The sequence below is a fragment of the Paenibacillus sp. FSL P4-0184 genome, assembly GCF_038004625.1.
GTDB lineage: Bacteria > Bacillota > Bacilli > Paenibacillales > Paenibacillaceae > Paenibacillus_AQ.
Map to the genome: position 1 here is coordinate 1,455,717 of NZ_JBBORN010000001.1, position 20,466 is coordinate 1,476,182.

General features: G+C 45.7%; 18 protein-coding genes and 1 pseudogene. 5 read left to right on the top strand and 14 right to left on the bottom strand.

Annotation, left to right across the window (positions count from 1 at the left end):
• Window positions 1-29: 29 nt before the first annotated feature.
• Window positions 30-1,208, top strand: coding sequence for a Fe-Mn family superoxide dismutase (locus MKY52_RS06155; RefSeq protein WP_341050422.1), 1,179 nt, complete (start codon window positions 30-32; stop codon window positions 1,206-1,208).
• Window positions 1,209-1,329: 121 nt separating this feature from the next.
• On the opposite strand, the gene folE is transcribed toward MKY52_RS06155, so the two are convergent.
• From folE to MKY52_RS06180, 5 genes and pseudogenes are all read right to left on the bottom strand, one after another.
• Window positions 1,330-1,923, bottom strand: coding sequence for a GTP cyclohydrolase I FolE (gene folE / locus MKY52_RS06160; RefSeq protein ID WP_076285879.1), 594 nt, complete (start codon window positions 1,921-1,923; stop codon window positions 1,330-1,332).
• A 45-nt stretch (window positions 1,924-1,968) separates the two neighbouring features.
• Window positions 1,969-2,220 carry a YneF family protein gene (locus MKY52_RS06165; protein WP_042123938.1) on the bottom strand — a complete coding sequence of 84 codons (252 nt, stop codon included), beginning with the start codon at window positions 2,218-2,220 and terminating at the stop codon, window positions 1,969-1,971.
• 136 nt (window positions 2,221-2,356) lie between these two features.
• Window positions 2,357-3,547: pseudogene (queG, locus tag MKY52_RS06170) on the bottom strand (tRNA epoxyqueuosine(34) reductase QueG); the annotation flags it as partial.
• Window positions 3,548-3,583: 36 nt separating this feature from the next.
• Window positions 3,584-4,192: a signal peptidase I gene (lepB, locus tag MKY52_RS06175; RefSeq protein ID WP_341050424.1), complete on the bottom strand. Its 609-nt coding sequence runs from the start codon at window positions 4,190-4,192 to the stop codon at window positions 3,584-3,586.
• 190 nt (window positions 4,193-4,382) lie between these two features.
• Window positions 4,383-4,802: a GNAT family N-acetyltransferase gene (locus MKY52_RS06180; protein ID WP_036676822.1), complete on the bottom strand. Its 420-nt coding sequence runs from the start codon at window positions 4,800-4,802 to the stop codon at window positions 4,383-4,385.
• 479 nt (window positions 4,803-5,281) lie between these two features.
• Here MKY52_RS06180 and MKY52_RS06185 point away from each other — a divergent pair, with 479 nt between their 5' ends.
• Window positions 5,282-5,890 (top strand): superoxide dismutase, encoded by a 609-nt coding sequence (locus MKY52_RS06185; RefSeq protein WP_341050426.1) that lies wholly within the window; start codon window positions 5,282-5,284, stop codon window positions 5,888-5,890.
• An 890-nt stretch (window positions 5,891-6,780) separates the two neighbouring features.
• Here MKY52_RS06185 and mutY read toward each other — a convergent pair.
• Together mutY and acpS are read right to left on the bottom strand one after the other, a co-directional pair.
• Window positions 6,781-8,163 (bottom strand): A/G-specific adenine glycosylase, encoded by a 1,383-nt coding sequence (mutY, locus tag MKY52_RS06190; protein ID WP_341050428.1) that lies wholly within the window; start codon window positions 8,161-8,163, stop codon window positions 6,781-6,783.
• Between the two features lie 37 nt (window positions 8,164-8,200).
• A complete protein-coding gene (gene acpS, locus MKY52_RS06195) occupies window positions 8,201-8,599 on the bottom strand; it encodes a holo-ACP synthase (RefSeq protein WP_341050429.1) in 399 nt (132 codons plus the stop codon).
• Window positions 8,600-8,806: 207 nt separating this feature from the next.
• Between acpS and MKY52_RS06200 the strand changes: the two genes are divergently transcribed.
• The gene (locus tag MKY52_RS06200; RefSeq protein WP_149644657.1) at window positions 8,807-9,628 is read left to right on the top strand and encodes an alpha/beta hydrolase; all 822 of its coding nucleotides are present in this window, start codon (window positions 8,807-8,809) and stop codon (window positions 9,626-9,628) included.
• A gap of 86 nt (window positions 9,629-9,714) precedes the next feature.
• On the opposite strand, the gene nadE is transcribed toward MKY52_RS06200, so the two are convergent.
• From nadE to MKY52_RS06215, 3 genes are all read right to left on the bottom strand, one after another.
• Window positions 9,715-10,524 (bottom strand): ammonia-dependent NAD(+) synthetase, encoded by an 810-nt coding sequence (gene nadE, locus MKY52_RS06205; protein ID WP_341050432.1) that lies wholly within the window; start codon window positions 10,522-10,524, stop codon window positions 9,715-9,717.
• A 168-nt stretch (window positions 10,525-10,692) separates the two neighbouring features.
• On the bottom strand, window positions 10,693-11,127 hold the full coding sequence (locus MKY52_RS06210; protein WP_341050433.1) for a BrxA/BrxB family bacilliredoxin: 435 nt from the start codon (window positions 11,125-11,127) through the stop codon (window positions 10,693-10,695).
• 116 nt (window positions 11,128-11,243) lie between these two features.
• A complete protein-coding gene (locus MKY52_RS06215; protein ID WP_341050434.1) occupies window positions 11,244-12,866 on the bottom strand; it encodes a two-component system sensor histidine kinase NtrB in 1,623 nt (540 codons plus the stop codon).
• A 277-nt stretch (window positions 12,867-13,143) separates the two neighbouring features.
• Between MKY52_RS06215 and MKY52_RS06220 the strand changes: the two genes are divergently transcribed.
• The gene (locus tag MKY52_RS06220) at window positions 13,144-14,412 is read left to right on the top strand and encodes a BaiN/RdsA family NAD(P)/FAD-dependent oxidoreductase (RefSeq protein ID WP_341050436.1); all 1,269 of its coding nucleotides are present in this window, start codon (window positions 13,144-13,146) and stop codon (window positions 14,410-14,412) included.
• 66 nt (window positions 14,413-14,478) lie between these two features.
• On the opposite strand, the gene MKY52_RS06225 is transcribed toward MKY52_RS06220, so the two are convergent.
• From MKY52_RS06225 to MKY52_RS06235, 3 genes are all read right to left on the bottom strand, one after another.
• A complete protein-coding gene (locus tag MKY52_RS06225) occupies window positions 14,479-15,759 on the bottom strand; it encodes an ABC transporter permease (RefSeq protein ID WP_341050438.1) in 1,281 nt (426 codons plus the stop codon).
• Window positions 15,738-16,478, bottom strand: a complete 741-nt coding sequence (locus MKY52_RS06230; RefSeq protein WP_341050439.1) for an ABC transporter ATP-binding protein — start codon at window positions 16,476-16,478, stop codon at window positions 15,738-15,740. Before MKY52_RS06230 ends, MKY52_RS06225 begins: the two co-directional genes overlap by 22 nt.
• A 201-nt stretch (window positions 16,479-16,679) precedes the next feature.
• Window positions 16,680-18,023, bottom strand: a complete 1,344-nt coding sequence (locus MKY52_RS06235) for an MFS transporter (protein ID WP_076300162.1) — start codon at window positions 18,021-18,023, stop codon at window positions 16,680-16,682.
• Window positions 18,024-18,366: 343 nt separating this feature from the next.
• On the opposite strand from MKY52_RS06235, the gene MKY52_RS06240 reads away from it, so the two are divergent.
• The gene (locus MKY52_RS06240; protein WP_042123913.1) at window positions 18,367-18,834 is read left to right on the top strand and encodes a MarR family winged helix-turn-helix transcriptional regulator; all 468 of its coding nucleotides are present in this window, start codon (window positions 18,367-18,369) and stop codon (window positions 18,832-18,834) included.
• A gap of 114 nt (window positions 18,835-18,948) precedes the next feature.
• Here the strand turns inward: MKY52_RS06240 and MKY52_RS06245 are convergent, their stop codons facing one another.
• A complete protein-coding gene (locus tag MKY52_RS06245) occupies window positions 18,949-20,457 on the bottom strand; it encodes an MDR family MFS transporter (RefSeq protein WP_076285887.1) in 1,509 nt (502 codons plus the stop codon).
• Window positions 20,458-20,466 lie beyond the last annotated feature (9 nt).

Consider the following 20,466-nt stretch of genomic DNA (forward strand, 5'->3'; position numbering starts at 1 on the left):
AAAGACATATCACGGGAGGTTTTCTTGGCATGCTATATGTATACGGGCCGATGCTGCCAGTACGTATCCTGGAAGAAATCGTATTTTGGAAAACACAAGAGAAAGAGCATACCGAAGTCATCAAAGCGATCGTCCCTAAATTAGAGGACCCTTATGTGAAACTCCTCGATGAATGGGCCGTTGTTTTTGGTGCAACTGAGCAGGCGGCACAACAGCTATTGAATGCTGCCCTTTCCGCTTCTCCTCCACCACAGGCAGAACTCACTGCGGAAACGGAGAAACTGCTACATATCTCCTGCAATCAATCCCAAGAGTTCGTCCGACAGCTCTTTGCCATTATGGAGAGTAGCGCAGCGGTCAAAGCCGTCCCCCTTGCAACTACTGTGATTCTGCATATTATTCGTGAATCAGAATACTTCCTAGCCGTACTGCAGACACTCAGCTCGCCCGGAAAGCTATCACAAGTCATGCGCGATTACACAGAGGATTATGTCGTAAACATCGATACAGACGATACTATGCGGAATGATGGATTCTCTAATTTTACTGACACTGTTCCTGATATCCGCGATAAAAACGACGCGGTACCCATTGGCGGCCATACGCTACCTCCCTTGCCTTACGCCTATAATGCACTAGAACCTTATATTGACGAAAAGACGATGAGAATTCATCACGATAAGCACCATCAAAGTTATGTAGATGGATTAAACAAGGCTGAAGTTAAATTAGCAGATTCCCGTAAGAACGGTGACTTCGATCTCGTTAAACATTGGGAGAGAGAATTAGCCTTTAATGGTGCAGGCCACTATCTTCACACGATCTTTTGGAACGTGATGTCTCCGCAAGGTGGGGGCCGCCCAACAGGTGCTTTACTAGAAGCTATAGAACAAAGCTTTGGAAGCTATGACAGCTTCACGAAACAGTTCACCGAAGCTGCGAATAAAGTAGAAGGTGGCGGCTGGGCCATTCTCGTCTGGAGTCCACGTAGCCATAGACTAGAAATTCTCACTGCGGAAAAACATCAAAATTTATCGCAATGGGACGTTGTTCCGCTCTTGGCCTTGGATGTATGGGAACATGCCTACTATCTGAAACATCAGAATAATCGTGCGGATTATATTAACGATTGGTGGAAGGTCGTCAACTGGCCATATGTGTCAGAGCGTTATGCCGCTGCCAGTAAACTGGCATGGAAGCCTTACTGATCTCTTACCACTTCGTAGAAGACATCACTTCTATTCGCTTATATTGACCCAAAAGGACCCATCGTTCACAAAAAGTGAATGATGGGTCCTTCTAATTTCGAGGCATAGACACCTCTATATACTATTCTTTAATCAAGTTCAGAAACTCCGCACGAGCGGCGGCATCCTCCCGGAAGACCCCTCTAGTAGACATGGTTACCGTCTTACTTCCTGGCTTCTTCACTCCACGTGCGCACATACAAAGATGTTCACCTTCCACAACGACCATAACGCCGTGAGGGCTTAGTACCTCCGTCATAATATCCGCAATTTGCGTCGTAATGCGCTCTTGAACCTGCAAACGCCTACTCACTGCTTCAACTAGGCGAGCTAATTTGCTGAGTCCAGCAATCCGTCCGCTCGGAATGTATCCAATATGCACTTTACCGAAGAAAGGAGCCATGTGATGCTCACATTGGCTGTAATAGACGATATCCTTCACGATCACTAGCTCTTCATGAGACTCATCAAAAGTAACACCGAGCGCCTCGCGGGGATCTATCGAATAACCGCCGAATATCTCTTCGTACATCCGCGTAACACGTGCTGGTGTTTCAAGCAGTCCCTCGCGGCCGGTATCTTCACCGATTAATTCTAATATTTTCTCAACGTGATACTCGATTTGCTCACGGTTCTCTGATACTTTACCGTTCACGTATTCATTGATGTTCCCCATGATGTCTCCCCCTTCCGCACCCGTATAATTTCTATCCGGACCCGGTTACTTACTTCTACGTTTATTCCCTTTAGCTGCTCCTGGTCGGGCGCCTGTCTGGTTCTGATTCTTCATCATCTGTTGGGCACGTTGCATTTGTTTCCCATTCAGGTTATAACCCATTTGTTTCGCAACCTTTTGCAGCATTTCAGGATCATTCTGCATAGTTGTCATTTGTCTGCGCAGATAATACACACCGATAAAAAATCCACCGATGAGACCTACGACCAATGTAATAATAGGTAATGCGATATTCATCTAAAGCCCACCTCTACACTCTATTGTCTGCATCGCCATATGGCGCGCGAATCTATCATAGCATTTCGAGAACTGGACAGCAATTGGGAATATGCAACCTATCTATGATCTTTTTCCTTCATTAAACATCGTTGTCCTCTCGTGCCTGCTTCGCAGTAAGGAGCACATCCTGTGCCCGGCTCAGCATTTCTTTTACCGTGTCATGCTCTTCGCGCTCTAAAGCCGATTCAACAGCAGCTAGAGCCTCCTCACCACCGATGCGTCCCAGTGCCCAAGCAGCAGTGCCTCGCATCTCAGGCCGCGGCTCTTTCAGAACAATTTCTGTTAGCTTTGGCACCGCTTCTACTTCCTTGAAATTACCGAGAGCGATGATCGCATTTCTTTGCATCGGCTTTTTGCCTCTCCAGGCAGCAGAGCTATTTCCGAATCTCTCTTTGAATTCACGGTTGCTAAGATCCAGGATTGGCATTAACAATGGCTTCACGATCTCAGGATCAGGCAGCATCTGAGGGCGATGATTCCAGTTCTTCCCTCGATTCTTGGGACATACAATCTGGCAGGTGTCACAGCCGTATAGACGGTTGCCAATCTTGGTCATGTATTCATCACTCAGAAATCCTTTGGTCTGCGTCAGAAAAGAAATACAAGCCTGCGCGTTAAGCTGACCCGGCCCCACCAGTGCACCGGTTGGACAAGCATCAATACACTTGGTACACTCCCCGCAGCCTTCCTCAACAGGCTCATCCGGAGCAAAAGGAATGTTCGTAACCATCTCCCCTAGATAAATCCAAGATCCCCATTTGGGTGAGATGATAGAACAGTTTTTGCCGCTGAAGCCTATCCCCGCTCTTTCCGCTACCGCTCTATCTACCAGTACACCGGTATCGACCATACTTTCCAGCACAGCCTCCGGTACACGTTCATGAATAAAGTCCTCTAGCTTACTTAAGGCCTCCCTCAGCACATGATGATAATCCCTGCCCCATGATGCTCGGGCGAGAATACCTCTTCGTGCACCTGGCTCAGATTTCGGAGGATTCTCCATTTTGGAAGGATAGGCCACAGCAATTGAAATAATAGATAAGGGCTTGTCCCCAGAGCTCAGAGCGGGGATTGTCCTTTTATCCAGATCCGGTTCCTCGAAACCAGATTCATATCCTTTGTCTCGGTGGTCTTGCAGAATATTTTTCAGATATAAAAAAGGCTCTGCTGTAGTAAACCCGATATCATCAATACCGAGTGACGTCGCAGCCTCCTGAATCTCCGCTTTAAGCTGTGCCCACTTGGAAGGCGGGGGAGCATACGGTGACTGAAATGTATTGTTCATTTCCGCCTTCTCCTTTTCATGTTATCGATATAATTCTTATAACCCTTTCAGTTTAGACAGCGGCCACCAGATATAATCCGCCCTGCCTACAATCATGTCCTGTGGGATGGAGCCGAAATAACGGCTATCTTTGCTTGCTGAAGCATGACGGTTATCTCCCATGACAAAATAGTTTCCGCTCTCCACAGTTAACGCAGCGAAATCCGGGTCTTCAATCTCAGTATCGATATAGGGCTCATTCACTATTTTTCCATTCACATATAACTGGTGATCCTTCACTTCTATGATATCTCCAGGTATACCAATGACTCGTTTCACTAAAAAGTCCTTCCGACTAGGGCCCGTGCTAGGATCATGAAGAATGACGACATCCCCGTGTTTTGGGTTTACAAACATCAATGAAAGCTTATTAATAAAGAGTCGCTCACCTTCCACAAGCGTTGGCTGCATAGACTGACCTTTAACCGTTGATATATTGAACACAAAAATATTAAGAACCGACATTACCGCAAAGACAACTACCGCTGTAAGCAACCAACCCTTCAATTCCGCGGCCAAACGACCACCAAAGCCTTTGTTTGATCTGGAGGATCTATGTCTTTGCTTCCGATTACGCATGAACTCTACTTGGGACTCCTGACTCAATATGTCACCTCTTATTCTCAATTATTGATGTCTATACTTGCAGATATTATAACAATAAAAAAGCATATCTCCCAGCCATTAGTAATGGACTTCTGGAAAATACGCTTGAGTATGAATGAAACAGACTATATCATCAACTATAGTTCTATATTTAGTAAATGTTTCCGCTTACGCATCTGAGTGATCAAAATTACCCAACAATGCTCAGCTTCCGGACAGATTTGAAAATTTGATTCTCGCTATATCCCATAGCTTCATACAATGGCAATGCAAAAGAATTATGCTCATCGACGGCTACGTAGATACCACTAACCTTACGAGCTTGAAACCTGGATTCCATAGCCGATACCAGACTTCTACCGACTCCTCTGCGGCGATAATCAGGATGTACAGCAATCCGGAAATAACAACCGTGGTTTTTCTCAATCGTACCAATCAGTGCTCCAACAATTTCTTCTTCATCTTCCGCAACTACAATGAGATCTGAATCCCATGAAAGCTGCCTGGAGAAAGGCTCGATAGTGTTCTCGAAACATTCTTCCGATAATGCTGTTTGCAGCAAATCAGTCACAGGGCTAACGTCGCTTAATTGAAAGGAACGAACGTGCATTCTTTAAAATCTCCCTTGTCTATGGCTTATGAATTTAACAAAAAGAAGGGGTTCCCTTAACATTGAGAAAATAAAAAAAAGCATCAAATACCGAGGAATACCTGCTTTTAAATCTATTAAAGCACACTTTTCTCGTGATATCATCATTTTTCTTTTGAAAGCGCTTAATATCAAGCGTTTACATTTTGGCTGAGATTCATTGTTTCATTATAAGGGTAATTATAAAGAGTTATGTCTATGGGGTGACGGCTCTTTATTTTAACATTTTTAATACAATTGATAATCCTGTTTACACTCCCATCATACTTTATAAACATTTATGTTTGTTTAGTGTTGCATTATTGATCCAGATACTGTTTAATTAAAGTATCCTATTGGGAGATACCCTATAGTACATATCAACAATAAAGAATTTTGACGATAAACCGCCGAAGTTCTTTATCTATACAAATTCTAATATACTCAGGAGGGATTTTTCCATGGCATTTCAATTACCAGCACTACCTTATGCAAACAACGCACTCGAACCACACATCGACGCTTTGACGATGGAAATTCACCATGATAGACACCATAACACATATGTGACTAATCTGAACGCAGCTTTGGAAAAGGCACCTGAATTGCAAAGCAAAAGCATCGAAGAACTTCTTACAGATCTGAACGCTGTACCAGAAGCTATCCGCACTGCTGTTCGTAACAATGGTGGCGGACACGCTAACCACACCTTGTTCTGGGAAGTTATCGGACCAAACGGCGGCGGCGCACCAACTGGCGCACTTGCAGCAGCTATTGATAGTGAACTAGGCGGATTCGAAAAATTCAAAGAAGATTTCGCAGCAGCAGCAACTACTCGTTTCGGCAGTGGCTGGGCTTGGCTAGTTGTTAAAGATGGCAAACTGGCAGTAACAAGCACACCTAACCAAGACAACCCAATCAGCGAAGGCGCTACTCCAATCCTCGGAATTGATGTATGGGAGCACGCTTACTACCTGAACTACCAAAACAAACGCCCTGATTACATCAAAGCGTTCTGGAACGTAGTAAACTGGGAAGAAGTTGGCAAACGTTACGAAAGCTCGAAATAAAGAATTAAATTACGGATAAAGTCATAGCCTTCAAGGCTGTGGATTTACCGTTTAACTAAGTATAAACAAAGAAGGTATCTCCGAGCCGTTATGGCCAAGGGATACCTTCTTTGTGTTTGGGTCGTTTATTTGGGTGGGGTGTGTAGAGAGTTTGTTTGAGACTAATTTCGTTTAGAAGCAGATTTGTTAAAAACAAGGTTCGTTAGAAACAGGGTTCGTTAGAAACAAATAGGAGTAGATCATTATCCTCGGACATCGCTTTTTTACGCCGCTTGAATGCAGATCAATGAGTGTGGAACGAGACTGCCCTTTATCGTACCGCTGTTGGAAAGACGCCTAAATGAGGCATTCTGCTTCTAATTAGGGAATAACTCCCTCTAATTCTGCTCATAAACACTTAAATACGAGTAATTAGGGAAATCCTCCCTCTAAATCATCCATATTGGAGCATAATTCAGGTATTCACCCAAATTAAAGGGAGTTTTTCCCCAAAAAGATCAAAAACAGATCCCCACAGCCAGTTTATAGGGAGGAATTCCCTTTAAACTGACCACGGGGATGAGGTAAGTGATCATATTTAGATACGTACGCCACTCTCTCTTCACACACAACTTATATACTCAACACATCAAACTACATCGACGCATTTAACACATCAAAAACATCTACACATTCGACTCGCTCAGCACAATCGACGCATTTAACACATCTTAAACATCTACATATTCAACTCGCTCAGCGCAATCGACGCATTTAACATATTTCCTACTCCAAAGACTTTGGATGCGTTTCTTACTCATCGACTTCAGCGTACTTTACTTACTTCAGACACTTCTCATATATCTGCTGCTTCTCTTACAACTCATTCTTCTGCCACATCGGATAATCTGCTACTTCCCCGACTTCGCCAGCTCTTCCTGCTCATCGAAATAAAGGTTCAGCAGCTTCAAGAAGACATTAGGGAACGCATAATTAGCCATGTCTTCACGGCTGATCCAGCGAACAGCTCCGCCATCCTCTGGACTAGTATTACCGTCCTCAAATCTCTCGATGGGCACGCTGCTGTCCATCTCTGGGAACAGGCCTGCATCCGCGGTGTAGGCTGCCCGTCCTTCTGCCGCTATTGGCAGCGGAAGGGCGTCCTCCTCCCTGCAGCGATACACCTGCAGGGTCCACACAATATGGCTGAAGATATGCTCAGCAGCCATCCAGTGCTCCTCAGGCCGGGCGGAGATCCCGGCCTGCCGCAGTGACCGGCGCAGCCGGTCCAGCGCCGCGGCCTCCGGCAGCCGCCCGCTCTTAGCGCCGCCTTCCGCTGGCGGCGCCTGCCAGTGCGGCAGCTCCCACATGCGGGCTAACAGCCCGCTTTGTGGCCGCTGCCGGATGAGCACTTGGCCCGCATGGGCACCGCGGCCCTCGATTAAGGCCGCCAGCCGCTCCTCTGGGCGCGGCGGCTTGGCCTTGGTCTTGACGGGCAGCGAAGTCTCGCAGCCCGCCAGGCGCGCAGCGCAATGCTCCATCACCGGGCAGGTTAAGCAGCTCGGTGATTTCGGGGTGCATACGAGCGCCCCGAGCTCCATAAGCGCCTGATTAAATGAGGCAGCTTCCCCCTCCGGGATCAGCTCAGCCGCCAGGCGCTCCATTTTCACACGGGTGGGTCCCTTAGCGATATCATCCTCGATTAGGAAGTATCGGGACAACACCCGCATTACATTACCATCTACCGCTGGCTCTGGCCGATTAAACGCGATACTGAGAATAGCCCCTGCTGTGTAAGGACCCACTCCCTTTAAGCTGAACACCGCCTCACGGTCGTTCGGTACCTGTCCCCCATAAAGCTCCTTTACCTGCTTGGCTGCATGCTGTATATTACGTGCGCGGGAATAATACCCTAAGCCTTCCCAACACTTAAGCACGTCTTCTTCAGGGGCGTCAGCGAGTGACTCCACCGTCGGAAAGCGTTCAATAAAACGATTAAAATAAGGGATTACCGTATCTACCCTTGTCTGCTGCAGCATGATTTCAGAAATCCAAATATAATAAGGATTGCGGTGCCTGCGCCAAGGCAAATCCCGCTTCTGCCCTTGATACCACTCCAGCAAATGATAACTGAAATATTGCTTGGCCTCTCGTAACTCCTGATCTTGTTTATCTTGTCCTTCTTTAAAATCCAGCTGTTTTGGTCGTTCATCTTGATCTTGCAGATCTTGTCCTTTTTTTAACTCTCGTCCTTCTCCTCGTTCCTGCAAATCCTGTCGTTCTTGTTGTTTCATTGTAACTCTCCTTGCCCTTCTATAATCACGGTTCAATTCATGAACCTAGCTCCTCCACCACCGCAAAAGCTGAAGCTAAATCACGGCCATGTGTTATCGTAAGATGAATGGTATACTTCTGTCCTTCAGGTAGATCTAATCTGCTCCAGGCTTCGCATGATAAGGTTACTTCCGGCTTACCTTTACGGTCAGGTAATATCTCAATATCCTGAAAACCAACCACATTACCAATGCCACAACCTAGAGCCTTCACAACGGCTTCCTTGGCAGCAAAACGCCCGGCTATGAACTCAGCCAACCTTCCACCTCTTTGCTCAGCAAGCTGGTACTCTTGCTCCGTTAGGATGCGCTGGTTGAATTTCTTGCCCTGTCCCCTGCGCATTACCTCTGAGATTCGCTCAATTTCTAACACATCATGTCCGATTCCGTAAATCAAAATTTCACGCTCCTTATGGACGTGTATCCTATACTACTTCAATAATGGTATGATCATTATACAGGTCATTCATTTCAATTTTAAATTATAGTCCTATAAGATTCTTTCTGCTATCTTAAAAGAAAATGGTTTGGAAGTCTATCTAGGCGCCTTCGTGATGGACTTGCTGATTTACTTCATTTATATATAGAGAGAGGGGATTACCCTATGCAGCATCGTAATTTCGAAATACCCGCAGGTGAAGACGCTGTTCTCCGCTGCTCACACTTTCCTGCCCAAGAAGCACCTAAGAGCCTTATCGTTATTGCACACGGCTACAAGGGCTTCAAAGATTGGGGGATGTTTCCTTACATAGCCACTACTCTCAGCCAAGATCATGAAGTGATCACCTTCAACTTCTCTCATGCTGGAATCGGAGAGGATCTGCTGCATTTTACCGAGCTTGAGAAATTCGCCCGCAACACCTTTCGTCGCGAGCTGAAGGACATGGAAATACTGTTGTCCTACCTTAGCCAGCACCCGAAATTCGGCAGCTTACCCTTATTCCTTCTAGGACATAGTCTTGGAGGGGGAATTTGTCTGGTCTACACGCTTGACCATCCCAGTGAAGTTAGCGGGGTCATCTCCTGGAACGGGGTTACGAAGCTCGATTTGTTGACGGAAGAACAAAAGCAGGAGATGAAGCAAACAGGACGAACCCATGTCCTTAATGCACGCACGGGCCAACAAATGCCGCTGGATGCTGTTATTTTAGAAGATATGGAGAACCAACAAGAACGTTATAACATCCTTGAACGCATGAAGACAGCGTCCTTCCCAGTTGTTCTTATTCAAGGCAGTCTGGATGGAGTACACCTCCGGCAAGGATCTGAGCAGCTCATTGAGCTCCGACCCGATATTAACTGGGTTCATATTCCTGAGGGTAATCATACCTTCGGTACTGTGCATCCTTTTTCAGGTACTACCCCACAATTGGAGCTTGCGATTGCTTCGACCACTAATTTTATCGATCAAACGCTGGCTAACTAAGATTCTTGTAGCTTATCCATCTCACAAAAAACCGCCACGAGAGCTGCTACAACGCAGACCCGTGGCGGTTTCTACTTCTACCTATTCTAAATTCCAGGAATGACATTGCGCTTATGCGCCGTTCTCCGGTAATAATTCTCGAGTTTCTCCGCTACCTCAGGGTTAACCTGTTTGCCTTCCAAATAATCGCTATTATCGTCATAAGTAATGCCCAGCTCGGTTTCATCCGTCTGCCCCGGCCATAAGCCTGCCGTAGGTGCTTTAGTAACAATATCCGCAGGCACACCAATATGAGCAGCTAATTGACGAACCTGACGTTTGTTAAGTGTGGATAGAGGTGTAATATCTACAGCACCATCCCCCCACTTGGTGTAGAAACCCGTAATGGCTTCTGAAGCATGATCCGTCCCTACTACAATCAGATTGTTCTCAAAAGAGAGCGCATATTGCATAACCATACGTGTTCTCGCTTTAACATTCCCCTTGCCTTGATGGGTCATATGACGATTTTGGCCCAAGGACTTCAGGCTATGCTCAACTTCAAGCGCAATCTCATTTACAGCTTCCTCAATGTTTGTCTCCACGGTATGGGTCAGATTAAAAGCTTTTGCGACATCATAGCTGTGCTGGATATCCTCTTGAACACCATATGGCTGGTATACGCCAAGCGTAATATACTCTGTGCCTTCTTGAGCCGACAGCTCGTCCGTAGCCTGCTTGCACAGACCCGCAGCTACCGCGCTGTCCACCCCACCGCTAATGGCGATCAATAATCCTTTGGCACCTGCCTTCAGCACGTACGACTTTAAGAAATCAACCCGTTTGCGTACCTCTGCTTCTACATCAATCGTTGGCTTCACACCAAGATCAGCAATAATTTCTTCCTGTAAACTCACAAACCACACCCCGTTCCATCAGAAATGGTTCCATATCCATCAAAATATCCATACCAAGTGAAGCTCTATGCTTCTAAGTATATTCTATCCCATTATCGCTCTTATATTTTGAAAAATCCCGCAACAGCCGAATTACCGACTAATGCGAGATTATATGGAATAACTTTTTTACTTGCAAAAACGATCAAAAACTTCTTTCAACTCAGCAGCAATTTCAGCAGCCGAACGATTCTCAACACTATGGCGTTCAATAAAATGAACGAGCTCTCCATCCTTCATCAATGCGATGGAAGGGGAAGATGGCGGATAAGGAGCAAAATATTCACGCGCTTTAGCAGTAGCTTCTTTCTCTTGACCTGCAAACACTGTGAACAAGTGATCCGGAGCGATCTCATTTTGCAATGCCTGAGCTACACCAGGACGGCATTGTCCAGCGGCACAACCACAGACCGAATTCACGACTACAAGCGTCGTACCTTTTGCGGTAGGAAGAGTGGCTTCCACCTCTTCTGGAGTCATAAGCTCCTGAAACCCAATGCTTGTAAGGTCATCACGCATAGGCTGAATCGAATCTCTCATATATTGATTAAAAGACATGGACATTTCTCTGCACTCTCCTTCACTGATTACTGTTTTGTCAGATAACATTACAGCAGTACTTACTAACTTTATTATACATTCATACTCTGTGAAAGCAAGAGATGCTACAGTAACCTGATTCAATCCGCAAGCATGGCTTCGCTATATTCTTCCTTTACTAAAGGGAATGAGATGGTAAATACTGTACCCTCTCCTTCTACAGAATCTACAGTTATTTTACCGTTATGCCGTTCCACAATACTGAGACACAAGGATAACCCTAGACCCGTTCCCTCCCTTTTTGTTGTGAAGAAAGGGGAAAACAACTTCTCTCGTTGACTGTCCGACATACCGATTCCCCTATCCCTTACAATCAGCTCCACTTGTTCCTGAGTACTATGTGTTTCCAGTGTCAGAATCCCCTTGGATCCCATAGCCTCCATGCCGTTTCGGCCTAAATTAAGGATAAGCTGCTTGATTTCCCGAACGTTTAACTCCAATTCATGGATGGATGCGTTCAGCTTTAGCTCAACACTTTGACCACGAAGATTAGCATCCGCCCACAGCAGCGGACTGACTTCTTCTATAACTCGGTGTAATAGCACTTTCTCCTTATCAGATATCCGGCTTTGCGCCAGCGATAGGAAATCATTAATAATGCTATTCGCCCTATCCAGCTCCTCTAATACGATCTGATAATAAGAATCCAAATCATCCGAGCTCTTTTCTCTCATTAGCTGTAAAAATCCGCGAACTACCGCCATAGGATTACGAATCTCATGGGTAATTCCGGCAGCCATCTGCCCTACTAAGCTCAAACGTTCCACATGATCCAGCTCTGAGCGGAGTTTCACTTCATCCGTAATATCCTGTGCAATGAGTACCACTCCACTCGTGAGTCCTGAGTTCTTATGCATTAGTGGTGCTGAATAAATTTGATAGATCCGCGTTCCATGAATCATTCGCTCATGGGAACGCCGTTTATGCTGAATGTTATCCCGTACCCGCATATATGCATCAGCATCCGCTGAACCATTAAAAAATTCCCTAACCGGCTTGCCAATAATATCTTCCCTTCTCAAATTGGGATAATGAATTCGTGTCATTCCCAACATACAATCATTGAGGTCAGTAACAACTCCGTGATCATCCAGGGACATAATACTCAGAGGTACTACATTTGTAATCTGCTGCAGCTTCTCAGACTCCCACTGGAAATTATCACTTATACTTTCCATATGTACTTTAGCCCGCCAACTACTCCAGACCATTTCAACAAAATAAACAAAAATACCGCCTAGTGCGATGCTGAAAAATAGATACAAAGTAATCAAAAGTGACTCGCCAGAATGAGCCTCATATATATTTTTCCCACCTATAATAGGCACAAGTGCAATGAACAACATATTCGGACAAAGAACCATCCATAACATACCTATCTTCTCTACCACTGTGCCTTTCTTAAAAGGCTTAGCTAGCCCAAACAGCAACGGATATAATAATATTCCTGAATTTAATATCATATTACTTATTCCTGCTGGCTCTGCAATGAATATATTACAGATAAGCAAAAAGATGGACAGCAGAATGCCTGAACGTACAGTTCCATATAAAATACCGATATAAGCAGGAATCATTCCTAAATTCAAATAAGCAATACCGAATAAAGTCGTCGAAAGAATAGAGCATAGCATAAGACTTAACGCACACGCCAAAACCAAAAAAGTTTGATTATCCGGGAAACTACCTTTTTTTCGAGCCACAAGCCCTCGGTCCACCCACCACTGAATCAGAAAAAGAAAGGAGCATGCTGCCGATATTTGCAATAATATATCCTTAATTGCGCCAATAATTACAATCACACCCCAAAATGGACAAATTCCCCTACATGACTAGATTAAAGCACAGGATTACTCTCCTGACAACGATTATAACCAAGTGAGCGGACAAGACTGGTTACATGACAGTCAGAATGGTATGATTCCGTTAGGAAAACACGAAGTAACACCCGTGTCTTAACATGTAAAGGAGTAAAATTTCATGAGCAACTTCGATGTGATCGTCATAGGTGGCGGCCCTTCGGGATTAATGGCAAGCGTGGCCGCAGCAGAACACGGGGCATCCGTACTACTGATCGACAAGGGAGCTAAGCTAGGACGAAAGCTCGGGATATCTGGTGGCGGACGCTGCAATGTAACGAACGTCAAGGAGAGAGATGAGTTAATCTCCCATATCCCGGGAAACGGGCGGTTTTTGTATAGCGCCTTCGACCATTTTAATAATCAAGATATCATTGCCTTTTTTGAAGGCTTAGGCATTGCATTAAAGGAAGAAGACAACGGACGGATGTTTCCCGTCTCCGATAAGGCCTCCAGCGTCGTCTCCGCCTTAATCAACAAAGTACGGGGTCTAGGTGTGCAGATTATGACGGATAGTCCTGTTTCACGTGTAATATATGGAGAAGGGGCTGTTAAAGGCGTTCAGCTTGGCTCGGGCAAAACGATTTCCAGCGCTGCCGTAATCATCGCCACCGGAGGAAAGTCCGTTCCTCAGACCGGCTCTACTGGAGATGGGTACCCATGGGCTGAAGCCGCAGGCCACACCATTACTGAGCTATTTCCGACAGAGGTACCGATTATTTCACGGGAAGAGTGGATTAAATCCGGTGAGCTGCAAGGATTGTCGCTACGCGATGTGGCACTTACTGTATGGAATCCAAAAGGAAAGAAGGTCATTTCTCATCGCGGAGATATGATCTTCACCCATTTTGGATTATCCGGGCCAATTGCCCTGCGCTGCAGCCAATTTCTGAGACAGGTCCAGCGTAAATCAGGGAATGACACGGTTGAGATGTCCATCGATCTCTTCCCTGATCTGAACTTGCAAGAAGTGGAATCATCGCTGCAGGACAAGCTGGACCAGGAGCCGAAGAAAGCGATCCGCAATTCACTAAAGGGGCTGCTGCCAGAACGTCTCATTCCCCTCTTGTTAGCTAAAGCTAACCTGGATGGAGATATTACGGGTCATCATGTATCCAAGAATGGATTGCATGCGCTAGCAGGTATCTTGAAAAGGATGCCCGTTAATGTTCATGGTACCCGCTCCCTGTCCGAAGCCTTTGTTACGGGCGGCGGCGTAAATCTGAAAGAGATCGATCCCAAAAGAATGGAATCTAAGCTTATGCAAGGGTTATTCTTCTGTGGAGAGGTACTCGATATCCATGGCTACACTGGTGGCTACAATATAACAGCAGCGTTCTCTACTGGATATACAGCAGGCAAACATGCCGCTGACCTTCGCCTTAGTTAATGTGTTGCAACTAAAAACAGCGTGACTTGAGAGGTTTCTCAAGTCACGCTGTTTTTTATCTATCTATCAATCTTTGCCCAATCGGAACGTACCAAATATTCTGCTGATAAAGAGTCCAACCATGTATCCAACCGGTACGAACAAGATGATCCCCCACCATCCATATAAAGAGAGACAGATTAGTGCGGAGGTAATCATTGTAAAGGGAAGTAATAAAATAGGGACCGCATGCATACCCGCTTCAGCCTTTTGTTCTTTCGTAAATGGAAGTATCCCGATGTAATCATCCCCAACAAACAAAGACCAGAACGAAAACAGCCAAAAAGTCATAAGCGATGTTAATACTACAAATCCCAGCCATTTAAATCCCGATGGAATGATAAGGATCGCTACCGCGGACACGGCAGTGAAAGCCAAGTAAAGCTTTAAATGGGCCGGATTCCGTACGAGTGCCTTAATCGCTGCCGCAGAGAAACGGCTCTCGGCAGTCTTTGATTTAAGCAAAGGCTGCGACTTCCGGAAAATCCATGGCTTATGGCGAGTCGGGCGAGGTTTATCCAGAACATGGCGGAGCAGTATGGCCGCTATCTTCATTCGCTGCTTGTAGTCCTCGCGCACATCGTTCATAAATGTCCCACGCATCAATAGGCGCCACCGGAAAGCAAATATTGCAACGACTGTGAATACAACCGCACTCAGCAATATGATGAGCGGGCGATCATTCCAAAGGCTAGCTACTCTGAAATAAATAGCGTTCGGGACGGAGATCGCCAGAAATAGCCATAACCAGCGACGCCAACCTTGCTTCTGTACTTTTACAAGATGTCCAAATAACTTAACACACCAACTGCACGCCAAGGTCAGAGCGAACAGCGCCCATACCTCCGATGACGTCATCTCAAATCCCCGAATCAGAAAAGGCAGTAACAGTGCAAAAGCTACACAGAACTTCAGCGAGGTTACAATCAGGCTGTAGAGCAACCCGCGAAATAGGATCGTATTCATCCATCGTTGCCGTTGTCTAAGAAATAATAGATCGCCTTCCTGCAATAATAGCACCAAGCCCCCGTTGCAGATCAAGAGCACTAATAATGAAGGAATGAGCATAAACGGCAAATTCACACTCCAAGCCGGTAGCGCCTCATTCCAGAACCCATAATACAAACGCCCTCCCAATAATCCCCCGGGAATAAGAATATATAATAGAACGGTCCAATCAGCCGCCGTACGGATAATAGCGGATTGCTCACGCCAATGAGAGAATAGCCGCCGTCTGAATAGTTGTTTAGCGTTAGAAAAAGCAAACGCCCGCTGTCCCTGCTTACTCATGTTAATTCGTCGAAGCAATCAAACAACGACGCCTCCGGCAGTCCAGCATAATCACGTATATCTTCGAGTGTTCCTGAGGCGGCAACCTTTCCCCCGGAGATCAATACGAAATCATCGCATATCTTCTCTGCTGTATCCAGTACATGCGTAGACATCAATACACCAGCTCCGCGCTTCCGCTCCGCTTCTAGCAGCCGCAGGAAATCTTTAGTGGCGCGAGGGTCTAAACCAATAAATGGCTCGTCCACAATATAAACATCCGGCTGTACCAAGAAGCCAAGCATTAGCATCATTTTTTGTTTCATACCCTTAGAGAATCCAGCTGGAAGATCATTGCGCACATGGCCCATACCAAACTGCTTCAACAGTATTTCTGCAGTTTCTTCGAACTGTTCGTACTTCAGTCCGTAGGCAGCGGCCGCTAAATCCAAGTGCTCCCACAATGTCAAATCCTCATAAAACACAGGTTGCTCCGGTACATAAGCGTAAGATTTATTAACTCCACTAAAAGACACTTTAGCCTTGGTATTCTTCAACAAACCAAGCAGGGTCTTAATGGTTGTACTTTTCCCAGCACCATTAGGTCCGATCAGTCCGAGCAGTTGACCTCGCTTCACTTGAAAAGAAATATCGAATATGCAAGGATCTCCCGCTTCATAGCCAGCTTCATCGATCTCAACATCGAGCACAATGTCGTCATAGCTCTCGGTATCCACTGTAGTTTCTTCTTTTTCCATACTCTCCATCTCCTAGTACTTCTAATAAATACTATTATAAATTGCATTCCCTATTGCGTATATGAATGATATTCAAATGATCAACAGAGGCAATCGCAACTTATCTAATCGTACTATATATTTTTCCTGAAAATAATCAAGCTGCTTTTTTCACAATAATAACTTAAGCCCTGCGCAATAGCGAATAAAAGAAACCTCCCATCAAAGGGAGGTCTGTCCTACAAGGTCCATGTTATTCGTAGCAGCTATTCCTTCCTGCTTCTTGATCGCCGCTTCATCCCTGCGCTCGATTTTACCACGCAGCATTAACAGCCCTAGTCCTAGCAATCCTGTAAGCAAACCAGATAGAATAAAGGCAGATACCGGCCCCGATGCTGTCACTAAGGCTCCACCGGCTACAGGTCCTAGAATAACAGCTGCGCTTGTCAGGCTGCCTATGGTTCCAAATACACGACCGGTGTATTCCGCAGGTGTCCGCTGCTGGAGCATTGAATTGAAGGGGATAAACGCTAGTCCTGCACCCACACCCGCAAACATGAAGGACCCAAACAAAGCAATGTTCATCCAGATTCCGGCTTGACCATGAGCAGTTACGATCCCTGCACTTGAGAAGACAATGCCCATGATTATAGCCCCTAATCCCATAAAAATAAGCGGATGCTTACCACTGCCTAATCGACTTACAAGCAGCGCAGATAGCAAGGTTCCAAAGCCACTGGCTGCTACACACCACCCCAGCAGATCTCCGTTCACACCTGGAATCTCCCGGAATAACGTTACAATCTGAGAGTCTCCGATCTGTAGCATTAGAAGCACCAGTACCAGCATAACAATGCCACACAGTACTACAGGCATTCCTGCAATCACATGCAGACCTGCCGACATTTCTTGGCGGAAGGAGTTACGCACCTCCGTATCCCCCCTGCTTGTTTCCGTATCTTTCTTCTTAATCGCAGCTGTACGCGGTAATCCAAGCAAAATAATCGCCGATAAAACGAACGTAGCAGAATCGATCATATAACAAACAGATATGCCGAAGGCTGCAACTAGCAATCCACCAAGAGCTGGACCCACAATTTTAGTTATCTGCTCTATAGATGAGCTAAGCGCCATTGCTTTATCCATCTGAGCCGCAGGAACAAGTTCCTTAATCTTTCCGCTTTTGGCCGGAGAGAACAACACATCCATACATCCCTTAGCCAGCAGGAGCACATAAACCTGCCACAGCGAGCCTGCAAATACCAAGCAAATAACAACCGCTGCACGGGCTATATCCGAACCAATCATTAGTGCCTTGCGGTTAAATCGATCACTTAAGTAACCTGCAAACGGTCCTCCTAAGAGCAAAGGCACTGCCATACATAAAGATATAGCCGTAATTTCCCACGGTGTGGCATTCCATTTAAACCCTACCATTGTCAGTAGCGCTAGTATATGCAACCAGTCTCCTACATTCGATACAAGCTGTGCCGCAATAAGTAGCATGAATGGTTTATTTGCGGTTAGCTTACTTTCTTTTAAATCATCAATATGATGTTCTTCCATCCTTCCTTCACTCCCCGTTACTATTTCTCAATGAAATAATAGTAAAATATTGGGGATTGTCATTCATCCGTCTGGAGGCGTAAATAACACTGAACCGGGGGATGAAATTGATATCCTTTCAGAGACTGAAGTAAAAAAACATTCAATTTCAGCATCTTCAAAAAATTGTTTGATTTTTAATAATTAAAAGTTGCTCATTGTGACAAATCACATGTTCTTCATTCGATCTTTCACGTATTCTATTGTTATCTCAAAGTTCGTTGCACAGGTAAACCGTGCACTAATTAATATGATTACAGACGTGCGACGAGTTCACATGATTAACGATAGAGGGTGGAGAAGCATGATACAATCTTATGAACGTGATACACAATTAACACTACATTTGTACCGGGTATTTGCCAAATCATTCAAGAGTATTAATGAGCATGCTGTTACCGGCAGCAAAATTGAAGGTTTTAACCCTACTGCCTTTGCCGTCATGGAAGTGTTGTACTATAAGGGACCACAGCCCATTCAACAAATTGGTGCCAAACTACTGCTACAGAGCGGCAACGTGACTTACGTTATCGACAAGCTCGAAGAACGCGGCTATTTGCAACGCAAGCCTTGTCCAAGTGATCGTCGTGTGATTTTCGCAGAGTTGACCGCGGAAGGCGAACGTCTCATGAATGAGATGTATCCGAAATACTCAGAGCGTCTTCATCTTGCTTTCAGCGGACTGAATGATGAAGAGAAGGAACAAATGATCACTCTGCTCAAGAAGATGGGTCTGCAAGCTGAGAAGCTTTCCCCTCTTCCCCGTAAGTAGAGCTAGAGGCTAGGCTGCTTTTTACTTCATATGTGTTAGACAAGCTGTTATTGCACGAAGAAGCCCGACCGGTAAATACCCGGTCGGGCTTCTTTATGTGACTTAGAGAATGAGTTATGCCTTTTTTAATGACGAGGTAGCATCCTCTACTGAAGGTACACCCTTGCGCAAACCCCAAGATATAACTAGTGACAAGACTGCGAAAACTGCCATCACAATAAATAGTGAATGAAGTCCCCCTTCTAGTGCACCACGTAAACTGTTTGATACTTCGCCGGAGAGGTTAGTGCCTGTATGCGAGCCTAGCAGCTTATTAATATCATCACCTGTAACATTTGAATCCGGTTGTTTTCGCAACAGCTGATCAATATTCAAGTTCAGCCAGGAACCGAAAATAGCCACCCCAATGGTCTGACCTAGTGACCTTGTAAATGCATTAAGTGCTGTGGACGCACCGCGTTGATCATACGCAACCGACGACTGAGCGATAATCGTGAAGACCGTAGAGGAGTATCCGAAGCCTACCCCACAGACCAGCATCAAGCATAAGAGGATTACCTGTGAAGACTCTCCTGTCAAGAAAACCAGACCAATAGCTCCAGCAGCAATCATCATCAATCCAAGCATTGCCGTTCGACGAGAACCCGCTCGCAGAATCATTCGTCCGCCTGCGATTGACCCAAACATCCAACCTACAGACATTGGTGCAAGCAGCAAACCTGAGATCGCAGCGCTTTTTCCAGAAACGCCCTGAACCCATAAAGGGATATACGTAGAAAGTCCAATAATTAATGTGCTTACAAGCAGGTTAGCGCCCGTTGATACTGCGATATTACGATTTGAGAATAGATTTAGCGGAAGCATAGGCTCTGGTGCACGGCGCTCCACAAACAAAAATAGGATTAGCAGGATAACCGCTGCACCCAGTGTTGCGAGTAGTAACGGAGAGGTCCATGCCAGGTTCTGCCCTCCCGTGGAGAGTCCAAAGAGTAGAGCACCCATGCCTGCTGCGAACAGAAGAACGCCTGGCACATCGATCTGTGTCTTCCGACGCACCTTTTCTTCCTTCAGGTAGCGCGCAATAAATACCATTGCCAACACGCCAAATGGCAGATTGAATACAAATACCCAGCGCCAGCTTAAGTAATCTACCACATAGCCACCAAGCAGTGGCCCTACCAAAGAGGAAATCCCCCATACAGAGCTTAGCAACCCTTGTGTCTTTGCTCTTTCTTCAATGCTGTAAATATCACCGATAATGGTAAAGGTCATTGGAATAAGTGCACCCGCACCGATCCCCTGTATCGCGCGAAACAGGATCAGCTGTTCCATACTTTGAGATATACCGCATAATAATGAGCCTAGTAAAAAAACAGCCGCTCCCCACATGAATACAGGCTTGCGTCCGAACAGATCACTGATTTTGCCGAAAATAGGTGTAGTAATAGCCATTGCCAGTAAATATGAAGTAAATATCCAGCTCAGCCACTGCATTCCCTGAAAGTCGCCTACAATCGCCGGCCCGGCTGGTCCTGTTACAGTCCCCTCAATAGCCGCTAGAAACGTGGCCAGCAGTACCCCTGTTAATATTAGTTTACGTTCTAAATCCCCTGTTGACTTCAATGTTCCAAA

What these genes read in the sequence shown, in the direction of transcription:
- folE (WP_076285879.1), bottom strand. Translation starts at nt 1,923, where the DNA reads ATGGGGAACATCAATGAATACGTGAACGGTAAAGTATCAGAGAACCGT.
- MKY52_RS06235 (WP_076300162.1), bottom strand. Translation starts at nt 18,023, where the DNA reads ATGGAAGAACATCATATTGATGATTTAAAAGAAAGTAAGCTAACCGCA.
- MKY52_RS06180 (WP_036676822.1), bottom strand. Translation starts at nt 4,802, where the DNA reads ATGCACGTTCGTTCCTTTCAATTAAGCGACGTTAGCCCTGTGACTGAT.
- MKY52_RS06155 (WP_341050422.1), top strand. Translation starts at nt 30, where the DNA reads ATGCTATATGTATACGGGCCGATGCTGCCAGTACGTATCCTGGAAGAA.
- MKY52_RS06220 (WP_341050436.1), top strand. Translation starts at nt 13,144, where the DNA reads ATGAGCAACTTCGATGTGATCGTCATAGGTGGCGGCCCTTCGGGATTA.
- MKY52_RS06230 (WP_341050439.1), bottom strand. Translation starts at nt 16,478, where the DNA reads ATGGAAAAAGAAGAAACTACAGTGGATACCGAGAGCTATGACGACATT.
- MKY52_RS06240 (WP_042123913.1), top strand. Translation starts at nt 18,367, where the DNA reads ATGATACAATCTTATGAACGTGATACACAATTAACACTACATTTGTAC.
- MKY52_RS06165 (WP_042123938.1), bottom strand. Translation starts at nt 2,220, where the DNA reads ATGAATATCGCATTACCTATTATTACATTGGTCGTAGGTCTCATCGGT.
- MKY52_RS06185 (WP_341050426.1), top strand. Translation starts at nt 5,282, where the DNA reads ATGGCATTTCAATTACCAGCACTACCTTATGCAAACAACGCACTCGAA.
- mutY (WP_341050428.1), bottom strand. Translation starts at nt 8,163, where the DNA reads ATGAAACAACAAGAACGACAGGATTTGCAGGAACGAGGAGAAGGACGA.
- MKY52_RS06210 (WP_341050433.1), bottom strand. Translation starts at nt 11,127, where the DNA reads ATGTCCATGTCTTTTAATCAATATATGAGAGATTCGATTCAGCCTATG.
- MKY52_RS06200 (WP_149644657.1), top strand. Translation starts at nt 8,807, where the DNA reads ATGCAGCATCGTAATTTCGAAATACCCGCAGGTGAAGACGCTGTTCTC.